Origin of the sequence: Amycolatopsis samaneae (genome assembly GCF_039541975.1) — a bacterium.
Lineage (GTDB): Bacteria > Actinomycetota > Actinomycetes > Mycobacteriales > Pseudonocardiaceae > Amycolatopsis > Amycolatopsis samaneae.
The window spans coordinates 193,361-212,177 of record NZ_BAABHG010000017.1; the positions used below are offsets into that span (position 1 = coordinate 193,361).

General features: G+C 71.0%; 15 protein-coding genes. 7 read left to right on the plus strand and 8 right to left on the minus strand.

Annotated features, from left to right (window positions below):
• Window positions 1-47: 47 nt before the first annotated feature.
• The 5 genes from ABD987_RS36465 to ABD987_RS36485 all read right to left on the minus strand — a co-directional run bounded on the left by ABD987_RS36465 (window position 48) and on the right by ABD987_RS36485 (window position 6,571).
• Window positions 48-1,595 (minus strand): SMI1/KNR4 family protein, encoded by a 1,548-nt coding sequence (locus ABD987_RS36465; RefSeq protein WP_345405136.1) that lies wholly within the window; start codon window positions 1,593-1,595, stop codon window positions 48-50.
• Between the two features lie 36 nt (window positions 1,596-1,631).
• A complete protein-coding gene (locus tag ABD987_RS36470) occupies window positions 1,632-3,938 on the minus strand; it encodes an FdhF/YdeP family oxidoreductase (RefSeq protein ID WP_345405139.1) in 2,307 nt (768 codons plus the stop codon).
• A 57-nt stretch (window positions 3,939-3,995) separates the two neighbouring features.
• The gene (locus ABD987_RS36475) at window positions 3,996-5,324 is read right to left on the minus strand and encodes an MFS transporter (protein WP_345405214.1); all 1,329 of its coding nucleotides are present in this window, start codon (window positions 5,322-5,324) and stop codon (window positions 3,996-3,998) included.
• 68 nt (window positions 5,325-5,392) lie between these two features.
• Complete coding sequence (locus ABD987_RS36480) at window positions 5,393-5,830, minus strand: MarR family winged helix-turn-helix transcriptional regulator (protein ID WP_345405142.1); 438 nt, start codon at window positions 5,828-5,830, stop codon at window positions 5,393-5,395.
• 399 nt (window positions 5,831-6,229) lie between these two features.
• A complete protein-coding gene (locus tag ABD987_RS36485) occupies window positions 6,230-6,571 on the minus strand; it encodes a hypothetical protein (RefSeq protein WP_345405145.1) in 342 nt (113 codons plus the stop codon).
• Window positions 6,572-6,688: 117 nt separating this feature from the next.
• On the opposite strand from ABD987_RS36485, the gene ABD987_RS36490 reads away from it, so the two are divergent.
• Window positions 6,689-9,322 carry a valine--tRNA ligase gene (locus ABD987_RS36490; protein WP_345405148.1) on the plus strand — a complete coding sequence of 878 codons (2,634 nt, stop codon included), beginning with the start codon at window positions 6,689-6,691 and terminating at the stop codon, window positions 9,320-9,322.
• 65 nt (window positions 9,323-9,387) lie between these two features.
• Here the strand turns inward: ABD987_RS36490 and ABD987_RS36495 are convergent, their stop codons facing one another.
• Window positions 9,388-10,272, minus strand: a complete 885-nt coding sequence (locus tag ABD987_RS36495; protein ID WP_345405151.1) for an SGNH/GDSL hydrolase family protein — start codon at window positions 10,270-10,272, stop codon at window positions 9,388-9,390.
• Window positions 10,273-10,350: 78 nt separating this feature from the next.
• Entirely contained in the window at window positions 10,351-10,980 is a 630-nt protein-coding gene (locus tag ABD987_RS36500; RefSeq protein WP_345405154.1) for a class I SAM-dependent methyltransferase, read from the minus strand.
• A gap of 142 nt (window positions 10,981-11,122) precedes the next feature.
• Between ABD987_RS36500 and folC the strand changes: the two genes are divergently transcribed.
• From folC to ABD987_RS36515, 3 genes are all read left to right on the plus strand, one after another.
• On the plus strand, window positions 11,123-12,757 hold the full coding sequence (gene folC / locus ABD987_RS36505) for a bifunctional tetrahydrofolate synthase/dihydrofolate synthase (RefSeq protein WP_345405217.1): 1,635 nt from the start codon (window positions 11,123-11,125) through the stop codon (window positions 12,755-12,757).
• The gene (locus ABD987_RS36510; RefSeq protein ID WP_345405157.1) at window positions 12,754-13,164 is read left to right on the plus strand and encodes a DUF4233 domain-containing protein; all 411 of its coding nucleotides are present in this window, start codon (window positions 12,754-12,756) and stop codon (window positions 13,162-13,164) included. Before folC ends, ABD987_RS36510 begins: the two co-directional genes overlap by 4 nt.
• A gap of 111 nt (window positions 13,165-13,275) precedes the next feature.
• Entirely contained in the window at window positions 13,276-14,835 is a 1,560-nt protein-coding gene (locus ABD987_RS36515; RefSeq protein ID WP_345405160.1) for an alkaline phosphatase D family protein, read from the plus strand.
• A gap of 90 nt (window positions 14,836-14,925) precedes the next feature.
• Here the strand turns inward: ABD987_RS36515 and ABD987_RS36520 are convergent, their stop codons facing one another.
• Window positions 14,926-16,290 (minus strand): M14 family zinc carboxypeptidase, encoded by a 1,365-nt coding sequence (locus ABD987_RS36520; protein WP_345405163.1) that lies wholly within the window; start codon window positions 16,288-16,290, stop codon window positions 14,926-14,928.
• A 185-nt stretch (window positions 16,291-16,475) separates the two neighbouring features.
• Here ABD987_RS36520 and ndk point away from each other — a divergent pair, with 185 nt between their 5' ends.
• The 3 genes from ndk (at window position 16,476) to ABD987_RS36535 (ending at window position 18,782) form a co-directional block, all read left to right on the plus strand.
• On the plus strand, window positions 16,476-16,886 hold the full coding sequence (gene ndk / locus ABD987_RS36525; RefSeq protein WP_345405166.1) for a nucleoside-diphosphate kinase: 411 nt from the start codon (window positions 16,476-16,478) through the stop codon (window positions 16,884-16,886).
• Between the two features lie 72 nt (window positions 16,887-16,958).
• Complete coding sequence (locus tag ABD987_RS36530) at window positions 16,959-17,708, plus strand: maleylpyruvate isomerase family mycothiol-dependent enzyme (RefSeq protein WP_345405169.1); 750 nt, start codon at window positions 16,959-16,961, stop codon at window positions 17,706-17,708.
• Between the two features lie 183 nt (window positions 17,709-17,891).
• On the plus strand, window positions 17,892-18,782 hold the full coding sequence (locus ABD987_RS36535) for an ArsR/SmtB family transcription factor (RefSeq protein WP_345405172.1): 891 nt from the start codon (window positions 17,892-17,894) through the stop codon (window positions 18,780-18,782).
• Window positions 18,783-18,817 lie beyond the last annotated feature (35 nt).

The following is an 18,817-nucleotide window of genomic DNA, read 5'->3' on the forward strand; positions in this document are numbered from 1 at the left end:
CAAGCGGAGGCATGCCCCGGAGGCTGCCCGATCGGCCGCCCCGGCGCTCAGCTCAGCGTTCCCGAGGCTTCGACGACTTCGGCCGGCGGGGCGTCCGGCCGCAGCCGCGCGCGGAGGTCCACGAGCTCGGCCAGTGAAACCGTGCCGATGATTTCGAGCGCCGCCAACGGGGGCAGCGCGGCGCCGGAATCCACGAGCCGCCGGAGCTGGCCGTCGTCGACGGTGAGTACCCGTAGCGAGGTCAGCTCGCCGACGCGTTCGAGCTCGGGGACGTCGAGCCCGGCCAGCTGCAGCCTGGCCAGCCGGGGGAGCTTCGTCAGGAGGCTCAGGTCGATCGGGTGCTTCACCCCGGTGAGGGAAAGGCTCCACAGCGCGGGGTGCTCCGCCAGCGGGCGAAGGTCCACAGTGGACGATTCGAGCTCGGCCGCTTCGAGGACGGGAAGCGCGGACAGGTCCGCGACGACGGAGTCCGCCCGGTTGACGCGAAGCCGGCGCAGCGAGGACAACGGTTCCAGTGCCGTGAGGTCCACGTCACCGGCGTCGTTGAGGAACAGTTCCTGGACGAGGCCCGGATCGGGGACGCCGGAAACGTCCGTCGTCCCGTTCAGCGCCTCGTAGTGTGCGCGGACGCCGCCCGGGGCGAACGCGGCCTTGGCGATGAGACGGTAGGGAGGGCCTTCGTCGTGGTACTCGCCCGCGCGTAGCGCGTGGAGCACCTCCTCCAGCATCGCGGTGACGGAGGACGCGACGTAGCGGAGCGGGCCCTCGACGTTCCGCCCGTATTCGAGCACCTGGCCGCTGGTCCCGTGTTCGGCCGGGTCGAGGTCCACGGCGAGCATGTCGCCCGCGTGGTCGCTGCCGAAGGTGATCCACCAGTCGTTGCGGGACAGGCGTTTCACCCGCCCGGCGGGCGGGGTCTCGAAGACGACGCCGTCCTCGGAAAGCCCTTCCTGCCAGTTGTGGAAACCGGGATCACCGTCGTGGTACCGCTCGACGAGCATGCGCAGCGGGTCGTGGGCGTACGAGCCGAGGAGACCGGACTCGCCGTCCCAGTCCGTGACGCGGTAGAGCGCCCGAAGATCCTCGGGTAGCCGGGCCCCGATGCGCTCCTCGGCCTCGGCGAGCTGGGCTTCGGTGCACCCCGGCGCCCACTCCGGGGCCCGGCCCTTGATTCCGGCGTAGAGCTTCGCGAACTCGTCGGCCAGCGCGGTGACGCGCGCCAGCACCGCGGGGTCGGTGGGGGCACCGGTCGGCCGGGACCGCGCGGGCAGCGGCATGCCCGGCCGCGGCTGCCGGGGGTATCGATGGTCCCGGTCGAACAGGATCCACGTCGGTGGCATCCCGCCGACGCCGGGGGTGGCCAGGTAGGTGTAGGTGCCCGAACCGCTCAGCCGGAGCTCGTGGAACGCCCACGGCAGGTGCGCGACCAGCGCGGACACGTCCGCGTACAGGTACGGCTCGGTGTCGGACGAGGCGTGCGTGCGGTACCCGTCGTGACCGACCCAGATCCGCAGCACGGCGTTCGTCCAGCCTGGCGAGCCGGTGCTCGATCTGAGCAGCAGTGCCATTTCCCGCGCGATGTCCCCAGGTTCCATGTCGGCAGGCTAGCGCCGGGGACCGACAGAAACGGCTCAGGCGGAGGGTTCCAGCCGGATCACGATCGCCTTCGACACCGGGGTGTTCGACTTGTCGGCCACGGAGTCCAGCGGTACCAGCGCGTTCGCCTCGGGGAAGTACGCCGCCGCGCATCCCCGCGCGGTCGGGTAGGCCACCACGCGGAAGCCCGGCGCCCGGCGGTCGCCGTCGCTCCACTCCGACACCAGGTCGACCATCGACCCGTCGGCGACGCCGAGCCCGGCCAGGTCGTCCGGGTTGACCAGGACCACGCGCCGCGCGTTCTCGACGCCGCGATAGCGGTCGGACAGGCCGTAGATGGTGGTGTTGTACTGGTCGTGGCTGCGCATGGTCTGCAACAGCAGCCGTCCGGCGGGCACCCGCGGGAATTCCAGCTCCGACACGGTGAAGGTGCCCTTGCCGGTGGCCGTCCCGGTGAACCGGCGCGAGTCGCGCGGCGGGTGCGGCAGCACGAAACCGTCCGGCTCGCGGACCCGCCTGTTGTAGTCCTCGCAGCCGGGGACGACGCGGGCGATCCGGTCGCGGATCCGGTCGTAGTCGCCGGCGAACTCGTGCCACGGCACCGCGTGGTCCGCGCCGAGCAGCTTCTCCGCGACACCGCAGATGATCGCGACCTCCGAGCGGAGATCCTTGTCGGCGGGGGCCAGGCGCCCGCGCGACATGTGCACCTGCGACATCGAGTCCTCGACCGTGACGAACTGCTCGCCGGCGGCCCGCGTGTCCCGCTCGGTGCGCCCGAGCGTCGGCAGGATCAGCGCGGTTTTCCCGGGCACGACATGCGAGCGGTTGAGTTTCGTCGAGACCTGGACGGTCAGCGCGCAGGACCGCAGTGCCTGCTCGGTCCGCTCGGAATCCGGGGTGGCGGCGGCGAAGTTGCCGCCCATCGCGAAGAACACCTTGCCCCGGCCGTCCCGCATCGCGCGGATCGAATCGACGACGTCCCAGCCGTGCGCGCGCGGGACCCGGATCCCGAACTCGGCGTCCAGCGCGTCCATGAAGGCGTCCGGCATCTTCTCCCAGACGCCCATCGTGCGGTCGCCCTGCACGTTCGAGTGCCCGCGGACCGGGCACAGCCCGGCGCCCGGCCTGCCGATCATCCCGCGCAGCAGCGCCAGGTTCGTGACCTCGGAGATCGTCGGCACGGCGTGCTTGTGCTGGGTCAGGCCCATCGCCCAGCAGTAGATCGTGCGCTCCGAGGTCGCGATCATCCTCGCGATCCGCTCGATCTGCGCACGGTCCAGCCCGGTCGCGGTCTCGACCTCGGCCCAGTCGATCTCGCGCAGGTGCTTGGCGTAGTCCTCGAACCCGGCGGTGGTGTCCGTGACGAAGGCGTGGTCGACGATCGTGCCGGGCGCCTCGTCCTCCCAGGCCAGCAGCAGGTGCCCGATCGCCTGGAACAGCGCGAGGTCACCGCCGAGCCGGATCTGCGCGAACTCGTCGGCCAGCGCGGTGCCCTTGCCGATCATGCCCCGGACGTTCTGCGGGTTCTTGAACCGCATCAGCCCGGCTTCGGGCAGCGGGTTGACGGCGATCACCTTGGCGCCCTTGGTTTTCGCCGTCTCCAGCGCCGAGAGCATCCTCGGGTGGTTCGTGCCGGGGTTCTGCCCGACGACGACGATCAGGTCCGCGTGGTGCACGTCGGCCAGCGTCACCGAGCCCTTGCCGATGCCGATGGCCGCCGACAGCGCCGCGCCGGAGGACTCGTGGCACATGTTCGAGCAGTCCGGCAGGTTGTTCGTCCCGAACGAACGCACCAGCAGCTGGTAGAGGAACGCGGCCTCGTTGCTGGTGCGGCCCGAGGTGTAGAACACCGCCTCGTTCGGGTCGGCCAGCCCGCGCAGCTCGTCCGCGACCAGCGTGAACGCGTCGTCCCAGGAGATCGGTTCGTAGTGCGTCGCACCCTCGCGCAGCACGAACGGCTCGGTGAGCCTGCCCTGCTGGCCGAGCCAGAAGTCGGTCCTGGTGTTCAGGTCCTCGACCGAGTGCGCCGCGAAGAACTCCCGTCCGACGCGCCGTTTCGTGGCTTCCTCGGCGACGGCCTTCGCGCCGTTTTCGCAGAACTCGGCCAGCTTGCGGTGCTCACCGTCGACCTCGCGCGGCTCGGGCCAGGCACAGCCGGGGCAGTCGAAGCCCTCGCGCTGGTTCAGCAGCCGCAGGGTGCGGACGGTCCGTCCGGCACCCATCTGCTCGACACCGCGGGCGAGCGAAACGGCCACGCCGGGGATACCCGCCGCGTAGCCCTTGGGCTTGCCGGTTTCGAGCCGGGTTTCGTCGATGTCTTCGGTCGGGGCTTCGCGCGTCACCCGTTCATCGTGCGCCTTCGCCGCGCGGCGGTAAACCGGGGGGCCTGTTCCCGGTGGTCAGCGGTTCGGGCGGGCCTCGCGCAGGCCCCGGTCGAAGAGGGTCACCGCGAGCAGGAGCGCGCTGACCACGACGAGCGCGATCGCCAGCCGGTGCAGCCCCTCGTCCCCGGCGTGGCGGCCGAAGCACTGGGCGATGAGCGTCGAGGCCACGATCGCGCCGAGGTACTGGGCCGAGCGGAACAGGCCGCTCGCGGTGCCCATCTGCTCGGCGGGCGCCTCGCGGTAGAGCCGGTTCTGGTTGGCCACGCTGGTCAGCCCCTGCGCGAGGCCGAACAACGCGGTCAGCGCCAGCAGCACCCCGAGCCAGGTGTGCTCGCCGACGAACAGCAGCAGCACCGACCCGCCCACCAGCGCGACGGCGGTCGTCACGAGCCGGGCCCTGACCCCGGTGGTGCGGCCGGAGAACGCGGCCGCGGCGACCGCGACCCCCGACATCGGCAGCAGCATCATCCCGGCGGCCTCCTCGCTCAGGTGCCGCGCGGACTCCAGCCACTGCGCGTAGCCGAACATGATCGCGTAGATGGCCAGGAAGCTCAGGCCCTGCCGCAGGTAGGTACGCAGGATCGCGCGGTTCGCGGCGAGCATCCGCAGGTCGAGGAAGGGCCGCGGGATACGGAGTTCGACGAAGACCAGCGCCGCGCCGAGTGCGACCGCGGCGGCCAGGAGGTAGAGGTCGCCGACGCCCGGGTCCATCAGGTAGAACAGCAGGGCCAGCAGGGTCGCGGAGAACAGCACGATCCCGGCGACGTCGATCGGGGCCGGCTGGTCGCCGTCGGCACGCGGGTCGTCCTTCGGGACCCAGAACAGCGCGAGCAGCAGCGAGGCCCCGGCGAGCGGGATGTTGACCGCGAAAATCGCGGGCCAGCCGAACAGCCCGATCAGCACACCGCCCAGCGTCGGGCCGATCACCATGATCGTCTGCGAGGACATCGCCAGCACCGACAGCACCCGCGCCGGGACACCCTGCCCGGACGCCTCGGCACGCCGCCGCAGGATCGCCATCGCGGCGGGGAAACCGGCACAGGTACCGACGCCGAGCAGCGCGCGGACGCCGGTCAGCCAGCTGACCGAGACCGGGAGCATCCCGGCGACGCCCGCGACGATGACCACGGCCGCGCCGCCGATGAGGACGCGGCGGGCGCCGTAGCGGTCCACGAGCAGGCCGACCACCGGCTGCCCGACCGCGGTGGCCAGGTAGAGCGCGGAAATGAGCCAGGCGGTCCGTCCCGGCCCGGCGCCGAAGGCCTGTCCGATCGGGACGAGCGCGACGGCGATGAGGGTCGAGTTGATCGGGTTGAGCACCGCCCCGGCGACGAGCGGGGTGATCAGCTTCGCGCCGAATCGGGCCGGGGCCTGGACGGCGGTGGCGTTCTCGGTGGACGTGGCCTGCTCCTTCACAGCTGCGCGATGCGCTGCAACAGGGGCAGCGCGCGGGTGACGGTCTCCAGCTCCTCGGCGGTCAGCTCGTTCACCAGCGCCTGCGCCAGCCACTCGTCACGGTGCTGGAGGACGCCGACGACGGTCTTGCTGCCCAGCTCGGAAAGCCCGATGACGACCCGTCTGCCGTCGGCGGGGTCGGGGGTCCGGGTGAGGTAGCCGAGCTCGTCGAGGACGGCGAGGGTGGCGCTCATCGACTGCTGGCGGACGTGCTCCGCGGCAGCCAGCTCCGCCTGGGTGGCGGGCCCTTCGCGGTGGAGCCTGCTGGTCACCGCGGACTGCGTCGGGGTCAGCACGTCGGCGTTGTCGACCTGGCGCAGGCGGCGGCGCAGCTGGCCGACGACGCCGCGGAGCCAGCCCGCGGTCTCGGCGACGTGCGCGGGAACGGTAGCCATACTGCACAGCCTAGGCTGTGCAGTTCCGCCTGTGTATCTCCGCGTGACATGTGCCACCGCGATTCGGGGCGGGTGGGGGGTGCGGCGGGGCACCCAGGGACGCCCTGGGTGCGTTGGCCGCGCCGAGGGACGCCCCCGGTGCGGCTGACGCACCCAGGGACGCCCTTGTCGCACGGAGGACGGAGGCCCCAGAGACTCGCGAAGGAATGAACGGAAGATTCAGGACACGCGAAGGCCCCCTACCCGACACGGTACGGGGAGGGGGCGACGAAAAAGGGCGCGGTGCCTGGGCGGGTGGCGGGGGAGCTGAAGGACGCCTTCAGTGCGTTGGGGGTGCTGAAGGACGCCTTCGGTGCGCTGGATGCACTGAAGGCGTCCTTCAGCACATCCGGCCCACCCTCAGCGTGACGTGGGAGCGGCGACCAGGTTCGGCCGGTCCGGGACGGCGAGCGCGCCGTAGACGACGGAGGTCACCCGCTTCGGGTCGTTGACACCGGGGCCGTTCACCTGCCGCAGGATCACCGTCGTCGCCACCAGCACGATCAGGAGCGTGATCGCGAGGATCCCCGGCCACCGGCTGTCCCCGGCCGCGCCGAAGGCCTGCGCGCGGCGCTCCCGCTTACGGCGCTTCTTCAGTTCCTTCTTCGCGCCCAGCCACGCGTCCACCTCGGCGTGCTTGCGCCATTCCGGGTCGATCAGGTCCGGGTGCGTCTCGATGCGCCGGTCTTCCGGTTCGTCCACTGTGACCGCCTTCCCCCTGTCTCGCACGCGCCGTCACCGGCGCCTACCTCATGATCGTCACGGCCGGTGAGCAAGGCGCGTGAAACCCGCCGCGGCGGGTTCGTAGACTGGTTCATTGTGACCGAGAACGCTCCGCAGCAGCAGACCGACCTCCCGGGTGCCTGGAACCCGGCCGCCGAAGAAGCCCCCCTCTACGAGGGCTGGGTAGCCGCCGGGTACTTCACCGCCGACGCCGGGTCGGACAAGCCGCCGTTCTCGATCGTACTTCCGCCGCCGAACGTCACCGGCAGTCTGCACATGGGCCACGCCCTCAACCACACCCTGATGGACGCGATGAGCCGTCGCCGCCGCATGCAGGGCTACGAGGTGCTGTGGCTGCCCGGCATGGACCACGCCGGCATCGCCACCCAGAACGTCGTCGAGCGTCAGCTGGCGGGGGAGGGCCTGTCCCGGCACGATCTCGGCCGCGAGAAGTTCGTCGAGCGCGTGTGGGAGTGGAAGGCCGAGTACGGCGGCAAGATCCTCGACCAGATGCGCCGTCTCGGCGACGGCGTCGACTGGAGCCGCGAGCGGTTCACCATGGACGAGAACCTCTCCAAGGCCGTCCAGACCGTGTTCAAGAACTTCTTCGACGCCGGGCTGATCTACCGCGCCGAGCGGATCATCAACTGGTGCCCCCGCTGCCAGACGGCGCTGTCGGACATCGAGGTCGACCACAGCGACGACGACGGCGAGCTCGTCTCCATCCGCTACGGCGACGGGGACGGCGCGATCGTCGTGGCCACCACCCGCGCCGAGACGATGCTCGGCGACACCGCGGTCGCCGTCCACCCCGACGACGAGCGCTACGCCCACCTGATCGGTACCGAGGTCGAGCTGCCGCTCACCGGCCGCCGCATCCCGATCGTGGCCGACAAGCACGTCGACCCCGAGTTCGGCACCGGCGCGGTCAAGGTCACCCCGGCCCACGACCCCAACGACTTCGAGATCGGCCGCCGCCACGACCTGCCGATGCTCACGGTCATGAACGAGCGCGCCGAGATCACCGTGCCCGGCCCGTTCGAGGGCCTGGACCGCTTCGAGGCACGGCCCGCCGTCGTCGCCGCGCTGCGCGAGCTGGGCCGGATCGTCGCCGAGAAGCGCCCGTACGTGCACGCCGTCGGGCACTGCGAGCGGTGCAACACCGTTGTCGAGCCGCGGCTTTCCCTCCAGTGGTGGGTCAAGGTCGAGGAGCTGGCGAAGAAGGCGGGTGACGCCGTCCGCGACGGCCGCACCGAGATTCACCCGCCGGAGCTGGCGAAGCGTTACTTCGACTGGGTCGACAACATGCACGACTGGACGATCTCGCGCCAGCTGTGGTGGGGGCACCGCATCCCGGTCTGGTACGGCCCGGACGACCAGGTCGTCTGCGTCGGCCCGGACGAGCAGCCCCCGGCCGGTGAGGGCTGGACGCAGGACCCCGACGTGCTCGACACCTGGTTCTCCTCCGGCCTGTGGCCGATGTCGACCATGGGCTGGCCGGAGCGGACCGCCGACCTCGCGAAGTTCTATCCGACCAGCGTGTTGTCCACCGGCTACGACATCCTGTTCTTCTGGGTCGTGCGGATGATGATGTTCGGCGTCCAGGAGATGGACGGCGCCCAGCCGTTCGACCACGTCTACCTGCACGGCCTGATCCGCGACGCGCAGGGCAAGAAGATGTCGAAGTCGCGCGGCAACGGGATCGACCCGCTCGACTGGATGGACGCCTACGGCGCCGACGCCACGCGCTTCACCCTGGCCCGGGGCGCTAACCCGGGCGCGGACATCGCGCTGGCCGAGGAATGGGCCGCCGGATCCCGCAACTTCTGCACGAAGCTGTGGAACGCCAGCAAGTTCGCCATGATGAACGGCGCCACCGCGGCGGGCACACTCCCGGCCGCGGCGGAGCTGACCGAGTCCGACCGCTGGATCCTCGGTAGGCTCGAAGCCCTGGTGTCCGAAGTGGACGGACTGTTCGAGGACTTCCAGTTCGCCAAGGTGGCGGGCGCGCTCTACCAGTTCACCTGGAACGAGCTGTGCGACTGGTACCTGGAGCTGGCCAAGGTCCAGCTCTACCAGGGCGACGAGGCCAGGGTCACCGCCACCCGCGCGGTGCTCGGGCACGTGCTCGACACCGTGCTGCGGTTGCTGCACCCGTTCATCCCGTTCATCACCGAGAAGCTGTGGAAGGCACTGACCGGCGGCGAGTCGCTGGTGATCGCGCCCTGGCCGTCGCCTCTTGACGGCTACGCCGACGCGCGGGCGGACACCCGCGTCGCCGACGTCCAGAAGCTCGTCACCGAGATCCGCCGCTTCCGCGCAGACCAGGGCCTCAAGCCCGGCCAGAAGGTGTCCTCGCGGCTCGCGGGCGACGGGTTCGGCGAGGTCGCCGGGCACGAGGACGCGATCCGGTCGCTGGTCCGGCTCACCGCGCCGGGGGAGGGGTTCGCCGCGAGCGCGTCGCTGGAGGTCGCGATCAGCGGCGGCACGGTCACCGTCGAACTCGATCTCTCCGGCACGGTCGACGTCGCGGCCGAGCGCAAGCGGCTGCAGAAGGACCTCGGCGCCGCGCAGAAGGAGCTCGCGCAGACCGAGGGCAAGCTCGGCAACGAGGCCTTCATCGCCAAGGCACCCGAGCACGTGATCGAGAAGATCAAGGCGCGCAAGGAAACCGCGGTCGCCGACATCGACCGCATCACCGCCCGCCTCGCCGCCCTGCCGACGGCCTGAGCAGAGGTCTCTGAAGGCCACCATGAGGGAACTCAAGTCCCTCATGGTGGCCTTCAGAGACCGTGCTATTTCAGGTGTTTGAGGACGACGTTCGCGATGCCCTCCATGCCGTTCCGGAACGGGTGGTAGTTCAGTGCCGCGAACAGGTTCGTGTACTGGCCGTTGATCCACGCCGCGCCGCCGCGGGCGCACGCGTCGTGCCCGAGCGACGGCGTGTAGGTGTCCACGTAGACCGAGCCGCCGTCGGTCGTCACGGCCCGGGCGAGCGCGGCGTTCAATGCCTCTTCGACGCTGTTGAGCCACGCGTAGTCGCCGTCGGCGAAGGGCAGCACATCCGGGCAGTACCCGCTCGGCGGCGCGATGCGCGGATAGCCCACCACGAGTACCTTCGCGTGCGGGGACCGCTGGTGGACGCCCCGGAGCACGGTGACCACGTCGTCGCCGGTCCGCGCGACGGCGGCCTTCATCGTGTCGACCCCGTCCGGCGAGTACTTCCGCTGGCACGGGTTCCCGTGCGGATCCGACGCGCGCAGCCCGGGGCAGGTGCCGACGAGCGTCGCGAACACGTCGGAGTCGTTGCCGCCGATGCCGAGCGTGACCAGGTCCGTGTTCTCGCGCAGCGCGGAGAACTGCGCCGGGTTCACCCCGCCGAACTGGACCTGCTGCGGTGACACCATGTTCGCGGTCTTCGCGCCGCCGCAGCTGATGTCGGTGAACTTCGCCGGGTCGAGTGCCCTGGCGACGAAGGACGGGTAGTTGTTCGTGGATCTCCCGCAGCCCAGCGGGTCCCAGCGTTGCGCGGGGATCAGCGGACCGGAGGTGTAGGAGTCGCCGAGCGCGACGTACCGGCCGACCTCCGGCAGGGGAGCGGCCGAAACGGCGGCGGCCGACGTGGTGAGCAGCACGGCCGAAACGGCCGCGGTGAGCAGGGTCCGAGTGATGCGCGTCATGATTCACGTCTAGCCAGCCCGCACCCCGCTGCGTGCCGCCAATCGGGTGGTCGGCGCCGGGTTCACCCGCTCGTGGGATCAGATCGGGTGAATTTCGCCCTGCTCGCGGTAGGTGAGCAGGTACCGCCAGAACAGCAGCGTCCGGACCCGGCTGCCGGGCAGCAGCCGGGCCGACTCGCGCCGGATCTCCGCCATCGACGCGCTCTCGTCCCTGACCGGCGCCACCGGGCCGGGGTCGGGGCCGCCGTTGAGCCGGTCACCGGCGGCCACGACGAGCCGCGCGAGCACGTTGACCGGCGAGGCCGCCACCCACATCCCCCAGTCCACCGGCGCGCTCGGGCGGCCCAGCCCCAGCACGGCCAGCACCCCGCCGGGCGCGAGCGCCCGCCGCAGCGTGGTCACCGTCCCGAACGGCACGTGATGCAGCGACGCGAGGCACGAGATGAAGTCGTAGTGCCCCTCCGGCAGCGGCTCGGTGGTGACGTCCGCGTGCCGGTAGGTGATCTTGCCCGGCCCCGGCGAGCCCAGTGCCCCGGCCGTCTCGACCATCTCCGCCGAGGTGTCCAGCGCGTCCACGGTCATCCCCGCCGCGGCCAGCCGCCGCGCGAACCGCCCGGAACCACAGCCGACGTCGAGCGCGGTGCCGGGACCGGGCGGCACCAGGCCGAGCAGCAGCGGGTGGTAGTGGTGATTGTGGTTGAACGGCATACGTCGAGAGTGCCAGGACGGCCGCACGTAGACTCGGCTGGACAGGTGACGCAGGGTCTAGGGAGTTTCAGTGCCGCGTGGCGAATCGGGCGAACCGTTCGAGTCCGAAGAGTCCGCACGACGGGAAGCCCGGCGGCCGGATCTGGCCGATCCGGACAGCTTCGCGGGTGTCGACGAACTGGGTGCCCAGGCGTACGAGGACGCCGAGGACGGGGCCGACGACACCGACCCCGAACTGGACACCCCCGACGACGCGTTCACCGCGGGCGGCGGCTCGCGGGCGGGCATCGGCGGCGTCGGGCAGCTCGGCGACAACCTCGCCCTCGGCCCGGTGCCTGACCTCGCGCCCACCGGCGCCGAACCCCCGCACGAGCTCGACGACGAGGGCGAGCCGCCCGAGCACGACGATCCGAACGGCCCGCGGGCGCGCCGCGAGCTGATGGCCGTCGAGGCCGAGCTCAACCAGCGCTGGCCGGAGACGAAGCTCGAACCCTCGCTCGCCCGCATCTCCGCGCTGATGACGCTGCTCGGCGAGCCGAACAAGGGCTACCCGGTGCTGCACGTGGCCGGGACCAACGGCAAGGGCTCGGTGAGCCGGATGATCGACGCGCTGCTGACCAGGATGGGCCTGCGCGCCGGCCGCTACACCAGTCCGCACCTGCAGCTGGTCACCGAGCGGATCGCGCTCGACGGGCACCCGATCCCCGCCGCGCGTTACGTCGAGCTCTACCAGGACATCGCGCCCTATGTGTCCATGGTGGACGGTGCCGACCCGGACGGCGTCGCGATGAGCAAGTTCGAGATCCTCACCGGGATGGCGTTCGCCGCGTTCGCCGACGCCCCGGTGGAGGCCGCGGTCGTCGAGGCGGGCATGGGCGGTGCCTGGGACGCCACCAACGTCGCCGACGCCGACGTCGCGGTGCTCACCCCGATCGGCCTCGACCACGTCGAGTACCTCGGCCCCGATCCGGTGTCGGCGGCGAAGGAGAAGGCCGGGATCATCAAACCCGGTTCCGTCGCGGTCCTCGCCGAGCAGAACGAAGACGTGCTCAAGGTGCTGCTGGAGCGCGCGGTCGAGGTGGACGCCACGGTGGCGCGCGCGGGCAGCGAGTTCGGCGTGCTGGCGCGCGAGGTCGCGGTCGGCGGCCAGCTGCTGAAGCTGCAGGGCCTCGGCGGTGTCTACGACGAGATCTTCTTGCCGCTGCACGGGGAACACCAGGCCGCGAACGCCGCGCTCGCGCTGGCCGCCGTCGAGGCGTTCTTCGGCGCGGGCAAGGACCGGCAGCTCGTGGTCGAAGCGGTGCGCGAGGCGTTCGCCGAGGTCGAGAACCCCGGACGGCTGGAACGCGTCCGCGCGGCGCCGACCGTGCTGCTCGACGCCGCGCACAACCCGATGGGCGCCCGCGCGCTCGCCACCACGGTGGCCGAGGAGTTCGCGTTCCGCAGGCTCGCCGCGGTGGTCGCGGTGATGGCCGAGAAGGACGCGCGGGGCATCCTCGATGCGCTCGAACCCGTGGTTTCCGAACTCGTGGTCACCCGGAACTCCTCGCCGCGGTCGATGCCGCTGGAGGAGCTGAACGACCTCGCCATCTCGATCTTCGGCGAGGAACGCGTCGTCGCGGAGTCGAACCTGGAGACCGCGATCGAGACCGCGATCGGCCTCGTCGAGCAGAGCGACGACCCGGAGGAACCCCTCGCCGGTGGCGGGGTGCTGGTCACCGGATCGGTCGTCACCGTCGGCGAGGCGCGCACGCTGTTCGGGAAGGAGCCCGCATGAGCGACGAGGCCGCGCAGCCCGTCCCGAAACCCGCCAAGGACCCGATGAAGGGGTTCCGCGGCGTCATGGCGGGCTCGCTGATCATGGAGGCCATCACGGTCGCGCTCGCGATCCCGGTGGTCGCGAAGCTCGGCGGCGGGGTCGGCACCGGTACCGGCTGGGCCGTGATCGCCGTCGCCGTCGTGCTGCTGTTGTGCTGCGGGGTGATCAAGCGCCCGTGGGCCGTCCCGCTGGTGCTGGTGTTGCAGCTGGTGCTGATCGCGATGGCGTTCCTGCTGCCCGCGGTGGCGATCCTCGGCGTGATCTTCCTCGCCTTCTGGCTGTGGGTGCTGTGGCTGCGCCGTGACGTCGCGCGCCGGATGGCCGCGGGAACCCTGCCCAGCCAGCAACAGCAGGCGGGTTCCTGAATCCCGGACCGTCCGAAGTGGATCAGTCCACTGTGGAGCGAGGCGGACGCGTTCACCGCGCGGCCATCCGCCGTTGGCCGGCCCGCCCGGAACGCGGGATAGAAACCGCGCATGACCGAACTGTCCCCACCCTCCCGCCGCGTCCTGTTCAAGGCCGGACTCGCCGGCGCGGGCGCGCTCGCCGCCGGGCTGCTGCTGCCCGGCCAGGTCTCCGCCGCCCCGCTACTGCGGCGTGACCGCCCGATCCTCACCCACGGCGTCCAGTCCGGCGACGTCACCACCGGCTCCGGCGTGGTCTGGTCGCGGGCGGACCGCCCGTCCCGCCTCGTCGTCGAGATCGCGCGGGACGAGTCGTTCCGGCACACCCGCCGCGTCGTCGGGCCGGTGGTGTCCCCGGCCACCGGCGGCACCGGCAAGGTGCGGGTCGCCGGGCTGCCGCCGGGCACCGAGATCCACTACCGCGTCACCGCCGAGGCCCTCGACGGCCGGACCCGCAGCGAGCCGCTGACCGGCCGCTTCGCCACCGCGCCGATCGGACGCCGGAACACCCGGATCCTCTGGAGCGGCGACGTCGTCGGCCAGAGCTGGGGTATCGACACTTCGCGGGGCGGGATGACGATCTTCGCCGCGATGGCCGACCGGCGGCCCGACCTGTTCCTGCACAGCGGCGACACCGTGTACGCCGACGGGCCGCTGAGCGAAACCGTGACCCTGCCCGGGGGCCGGACCTGGCGCAACGTCATGACGCCCGAGAAGTCGAAGGTCGCCGAGACCCTCGACGAATACCGCGGCCAGCACGCGTACAACCGGCTGGACGAGCACTTCCGGCGCTTCTCCGCCGAGGTGCCCGCCTACGTCCAGTGGGACGATCACGAGGTCGTCAACAACTGGTACCCGGGCGAAATCCTCAACGACCGCCCCGAATACACCGAAAAGCGCGTCGACGTGCTGGCCGCGCGCGCGTTCCAGGCGTTCCACGAATGGCACCCGATCGACCGGCGCGAGGCCGTCGACGGGCGGGTCTACCGCAACTTCCGCTACGGCGCCCGCGCCGAGGTCTTCGTGCTCGACATGCGGACCTACCGCGACGCCAACACCTCCGACCAGACCAAACCCGGCCACATCCTCGGCGACCGGCAGGCGCGCTGGTTCGTCGACGCGCTCGGCCGCAGCACCGCGACCTGGAAGATCGTCCAGGCGGACATGCCGATCGGCCTGGTCGTGCCCGACGGTGCCGGTGCGATCGAGGCGGTGGCCAACGGCCTGCCCGGCGCGCCTGGCGGGCGCGAGACGGAACTGCACTGGGTGCTGCGCGAGATCGCGCGCCGCCGGATCCGCAACGTCGTGTGGCTGACCGCGGACGTGCACTACACCGCGGCGCACCACTACTCACCCGACCGCGCGGCGGTCGGCGACTTCCACCCGTTCTGGGAGTTCGTCTCCGGGCCGCTCAACGCGGGCGCCTTCGGGCCGAACAAGCTCGACCCGACCTTCGGCCCGGAGGCGGTGTTCGTGCACGCGCCGCCCGCGGCCAACACCTCGCCAGCCGACGGCTACCAGCACTTCGGCGAGCTGAACATCGACGGCGCTTCGGGCGCGTTGAGCGTCGACCTCCGCGACGCCACCGGCGCGTCGCTGTGGTCGAAAACCCTCCAGCCGGAACGCCGCTGACGTCTGCTTGGTGAAGGTCCGTGGGGGCCTCCTTGAGGGACTCTAGGTCCCTCAAGGAGGCCCCCACGGACCATGCCGGGAAAGCCCGGGTCACTTGTAGGGCGAGGGGGCCTTGCTCGCCAGGTAGTTGAACGTCTTCTGCATGTACGGCCAGAAGGTGCCGTCCACACAGGAGTACTGCGGGGTGAAGCCGTCGCACGAGCCGCCGCTGTCCCCGAGTTCGATGGTGAACGACGCGATCCCGAGCTTGCCGTAGGCCAGGTCGTCCGACCCGCCCGCGGCGTCGTAGAGCAGCTCACCGGCCTGGCCGTACTGGTAGCCGGAGAACTTCGACATGTCCGCGCCCATCGCGCGGAACTGCGCGTCGCTCGGCGTGTGCGTGCTGTGCGTGTACTCCCACGGCAGGATGATGATGCCCGCGTAGCTGTGCAGCATCAGCGCCGTGCCACGCGCGTTCGCGTCCGGCCTGTCGTCGGGGCCGTCCGCGCGGTGGTCGCCGAAGAGGTTGGCCCACAACTGTTCCAGTGCCTTCGTCTCCGGCTCGGAGTCCGCGGCACCGTTCGACGTCGACGTCGTCTGGTCGCACTTGCTGGTGTTGCTTTCCCAGTGGTAGCCGAAGTTGCGGTTGAGGTCGACGCCGGGCTGGCTGCCCGCGCTGTCGCCGCACTGCCGCAGGTCCGCGTCGGTGAAGTCGGCGTTCTTCCGGTGCAGCTTCGGGCTGTTCCCACCGGACTGCACGATGTTCACGCCGTCCGGGTTCACGATCGGCACGACCCAGATCTCGGTCGTGTCGAGCAGCTTCGTGACCTCGGGGTCCTTGCCGTAGCCGTTCACCAGGTAGTTGATGTACTTGTACGACATCTCGCCGGTCGCGATCTCGCGCGCGTGGATCTGCGACTGGAGCAGGAACCGCGGCTTCTTCGAGTCCGGCTTCTGCGCGCAGTCGCCCTCGGCCTTCTTGGTGACGCAGACGGCCTTGAGGTCGTACCCGCCCTGTCCCTGCTGCTTGCGCCACGACTGGCCGTAGTTCACCACGGTCGCCAGATCGGGGTGCGCGCTCGCGGCGGCGTCCATGTTGGCGTAGTGCGCGTTGACGGTGTGATAGCCGCCGTAGTACGTCTCGTCCTGCGGTGCCGCGCCGGGCTTCAGCGTCGGCGCGGACCACGGCGCCTGCCGGAGGTGCCTGCTCACCTCGGCGCGGAGGCCGAGCTTTTCGAGCCGGGAACCGGTGTTCGCGTCGCCCACGACGATCACGTCGTCGCCCACGCGCTTGACGACTTCGAGCCCGGCCGATTCGAGCGCCTCACCCTTCGGGTAGGCGTCGTGGACGCGGTATTCGATGACGTCCTGGCTGTTCGTGTCGCCCGCCTGCGCTCCCGGTCCGGCAGCGAAGCCCAGTGACGCGAGCAGCACGGCCGCGCCGGCGACCGTCGTGGCCGCGCGGAGTTTCCGCATGGTGCCTCCTCGTGGTGTGCTGAACTGATCGCGAAGAGTAGGCCCCCGACTGCCGGTTTGTTACCGACTCACGTAGGGAATTGGTGAAAAACCGTCATGGCGCCTGGACGGCGTTCAGGGCCACGGACCGGGTCGGATAGGCTCGCGCCCGTTGACACGCAAATCACACAGGGAGAATTACCGTCGTGACTGAACGCACGCTCGTCCTGGTCAAGCCCGATGGCGTGGCGCGCGGCCTCGTCGGCGAGGTCATTTCGCGCATCGAGCGCAAGGGGCTCAAGCTGGCCGCTCTGGAGCTGCGCACCGTTCCCCGTTCGCTGGCCGAGGAACACTACGCCGAGCACAAGGAACGCCCGTTCTTCGGTGATCTCCTGGAGTTCATCACGTCCGGCCAGGTCGTCGCGCTCGCCGTCGAGGGCCCGCGCGCGATCGCCGCGTTCCGTCAGCTCGCCGGGGGCACCGACCCGGTCGAGAAGGCCACCCCCGGCACCCTGCGTGGCGACTTCGCGCTGGAGACGCAGTACAACCTGGTCCACGGCTCGGACGGCCAGGAGTCCGCCGAGCGCGAGCTGAAGCTCTGGTTCCCCAGCCTCTGAGGACCACCGGACGCGGGGAGGGGCTCGTCCCTCCCCGCGTTTTTGTCGGTGGGCGTGTTTAGAGTCGCTCACATGACCACGCTCCCGTTGCCGCCGGCGGAATACCTCGCCTCGCTGCGCGTGCTGACCGAGGACTTCGCCCGCGTGCTGCGCACCGCAGACCACACGGCCCCGGTGCCGTGCTGTGAGCCGTGGACACTCACCGACCTCGGCACCCACCTCGGGCACGTGCACCGCTGGGTCGCCAAGGTCGTCGAGGCGGGGGAACCGCAGCCACAGGATTTCGCCACGGCGGCCGCCGGCGACCTCGCCGACTGGTACGCCGAGAGCGCCGAGACGCTGCTGTCCGCCCTCACCGCGGCCCGGCCGGAGGATCCGTGCTGGCATTTCGGCGGCACCCCCAAGGACATGGCGTTCTGGTTCCGCCGTCAGGTCCAGGAAACCGCCGTCCACCTCGTGGACGCGCACCGCGCGGCGGGCACCGCGCACACCCCGGACCCGGCGATCGCGGCCGACGGCGTCGACGAGGTGCTCACCGCGCTGCTGCCCAGGATCACCCGCTGGACGGACCCGCCGTCGCTGTCCGCGCCGCTGCTGCTGCGCGCCACCGACACCGGCGACAGCTGGACGGTGCACCCCGGTACCGACGGCGCGTCGCCCGCGCTCGGGCCGGAAACGGAGCCCGCGGCGACGGTCGAGGCCACCTCGGCGGATCTGCTGTTCCTGTTGTGGAAACGCCGGGCACTCGCCGAAGTGGCGCCGCGGATCACCGGTGCGGAAAGCGTCGCCACCGGATTCCTCACCGCGAAGCTGACTCCCTGAGCGGCGTCCCCGGGCGGAATTCGCGGCCACGCGGGGGAAATCGAAGGCGTTTTCCCGCGGCACGGACCTGGCCGCCCCGGGGAGGTACGGGTACTCAGCATTTCGGATGACGCCGAAACGGCGAACGCCCAGCGCCGAAATGGTGGATATCACGGAGAATGCACCACTAGTAACGTGCGCGTAGTGCTCCGTATCCACTTCACCGGCGAAGACCTCGGACAGGTGCGCATCGCCGGGGAAGCCGATGCGTGCTGGGAAGCCTGGTTGAGCCTGCGGCTGCTGCGGGCGCGCGCCGGCCCGTCGCTGTTCGAGCCGTGGCGCCGCCGGGTGCTGGCCCAGCGGGTCAGCGACCGTTCGCTCGCGGCCGCGCTGCGGGTACTGGCCGCGGTTTCCGACGCGCCGGAGCCCGTTGTTTCGGGCCCGTACGAGCAGGCGCTGTCCGACTACTACGACGCGGCGATCGCGCCGTATCACGAGCATGTGCTGATGCGGCTGGACGCCGACCGCGCGGTGCGGGCGCGGGCCTTCCTCGACGGTGGGGTCGACGCGCTGCTGGCGAGCCTGCGGCCGGGCGCGGTGTGGCGGTCACCGGTGCTCGAACTCGCCGCCCGCGCCGGTGAGGTCCGGCTCGGCGGGCGCGGGGTGCGGCTCATCCCGTCGTACTTCTGCCTCGCGCCGATCCTGGTGCCGGGCAACGGATGCGGCCCCGCGCTGCTCTACCCGGTCGACCGCACGGTGCCGTGCTGTGCGGCCGGGACGGCCCGGCAGGCGTCGTCCTCGCTCGCCGCGTTGCTCGGCCGCACCAGGGCGCTGGTGCTGCGGATGCTGGAATCCGGGGCGAGCACGAGTGAACTGGCCCAGCGGCTGAACATCGCGCCCGCCTCGGCGAGCGAGCACACCCGGGTGCTGCGGGAGGCGGGACTGGTCACCAGTCACCGCGTGAGCCGTGCCGTTCTGCACACGCTCACCCCGCTCGGCCGTTCGCTGCTCGACGGCGGATGCCAACCGCCGTACGCCGTTCAGGGCGTGTTCACCACGAAGACTTTCGCAGGCAGCGCCGGTGGGCTGAGCTGAGCGGGCTTAACCACTCGATTCTGGGGCTACCCGTG

Coding starts and splice junctions, on each gene's coding strand:
- ABD987_RS36465 (WP_345405136.1), bottom strand. CDS start 1,595: ATGGAACCTGGGGACATCGCGCGGGAAATGGCACTGCTGCTCAGATCG.
- ABD987_RS36480 (WP_345405142.1), bottom strand. CDS start 5,830: ATGGCTACCGTTCCCGCGCACGTCGCCGAGACCGCGGGCTGGCTCCGC.
- ABD987_RS36495 (WP_345405151.1), bottom strand. CDS start 10,272: ATGACGCGCATCACTCGGACCCTGCTCACCGCGGCCGTTTCGGCCGTG.
- ABD987_RS36500 (WP_345405154.1), bottom strand. CDS start 10,980: ATGCCGTTCAACCACAATCACCACTACCACCCGCTGCTGCTCGGCCTG.
- ABD987_RS36510 (WP_345405157.1), top strand. CDS start 12,754: ATGAGCGACGAGGCCGCGCAGCCCGTCCCGAAACCCGCCAAGGACCCG.
- ABD987_RS36515 (WP_345405160.1), top strand. CDS start 13,276: ATGACCGAACTGTCCCCACCCTCCCGCCGCGTCCTGTTCAAGGCCGGA.
- ABD987_RS36520 (WP_345405163.1), bottom strand. CDS start 16,290: ATGCGGAAACTCCGCGCGGCCACGACGGTCGCCGGCGCGGCCGTGCTG.
- ABD987_RS36530 (WP_345405169.1), top strand. CDS start 16,959: ATGACCACGCTCCCGTTGCCGCCGGCGGAATACCTCGCCTCGCTGCGC.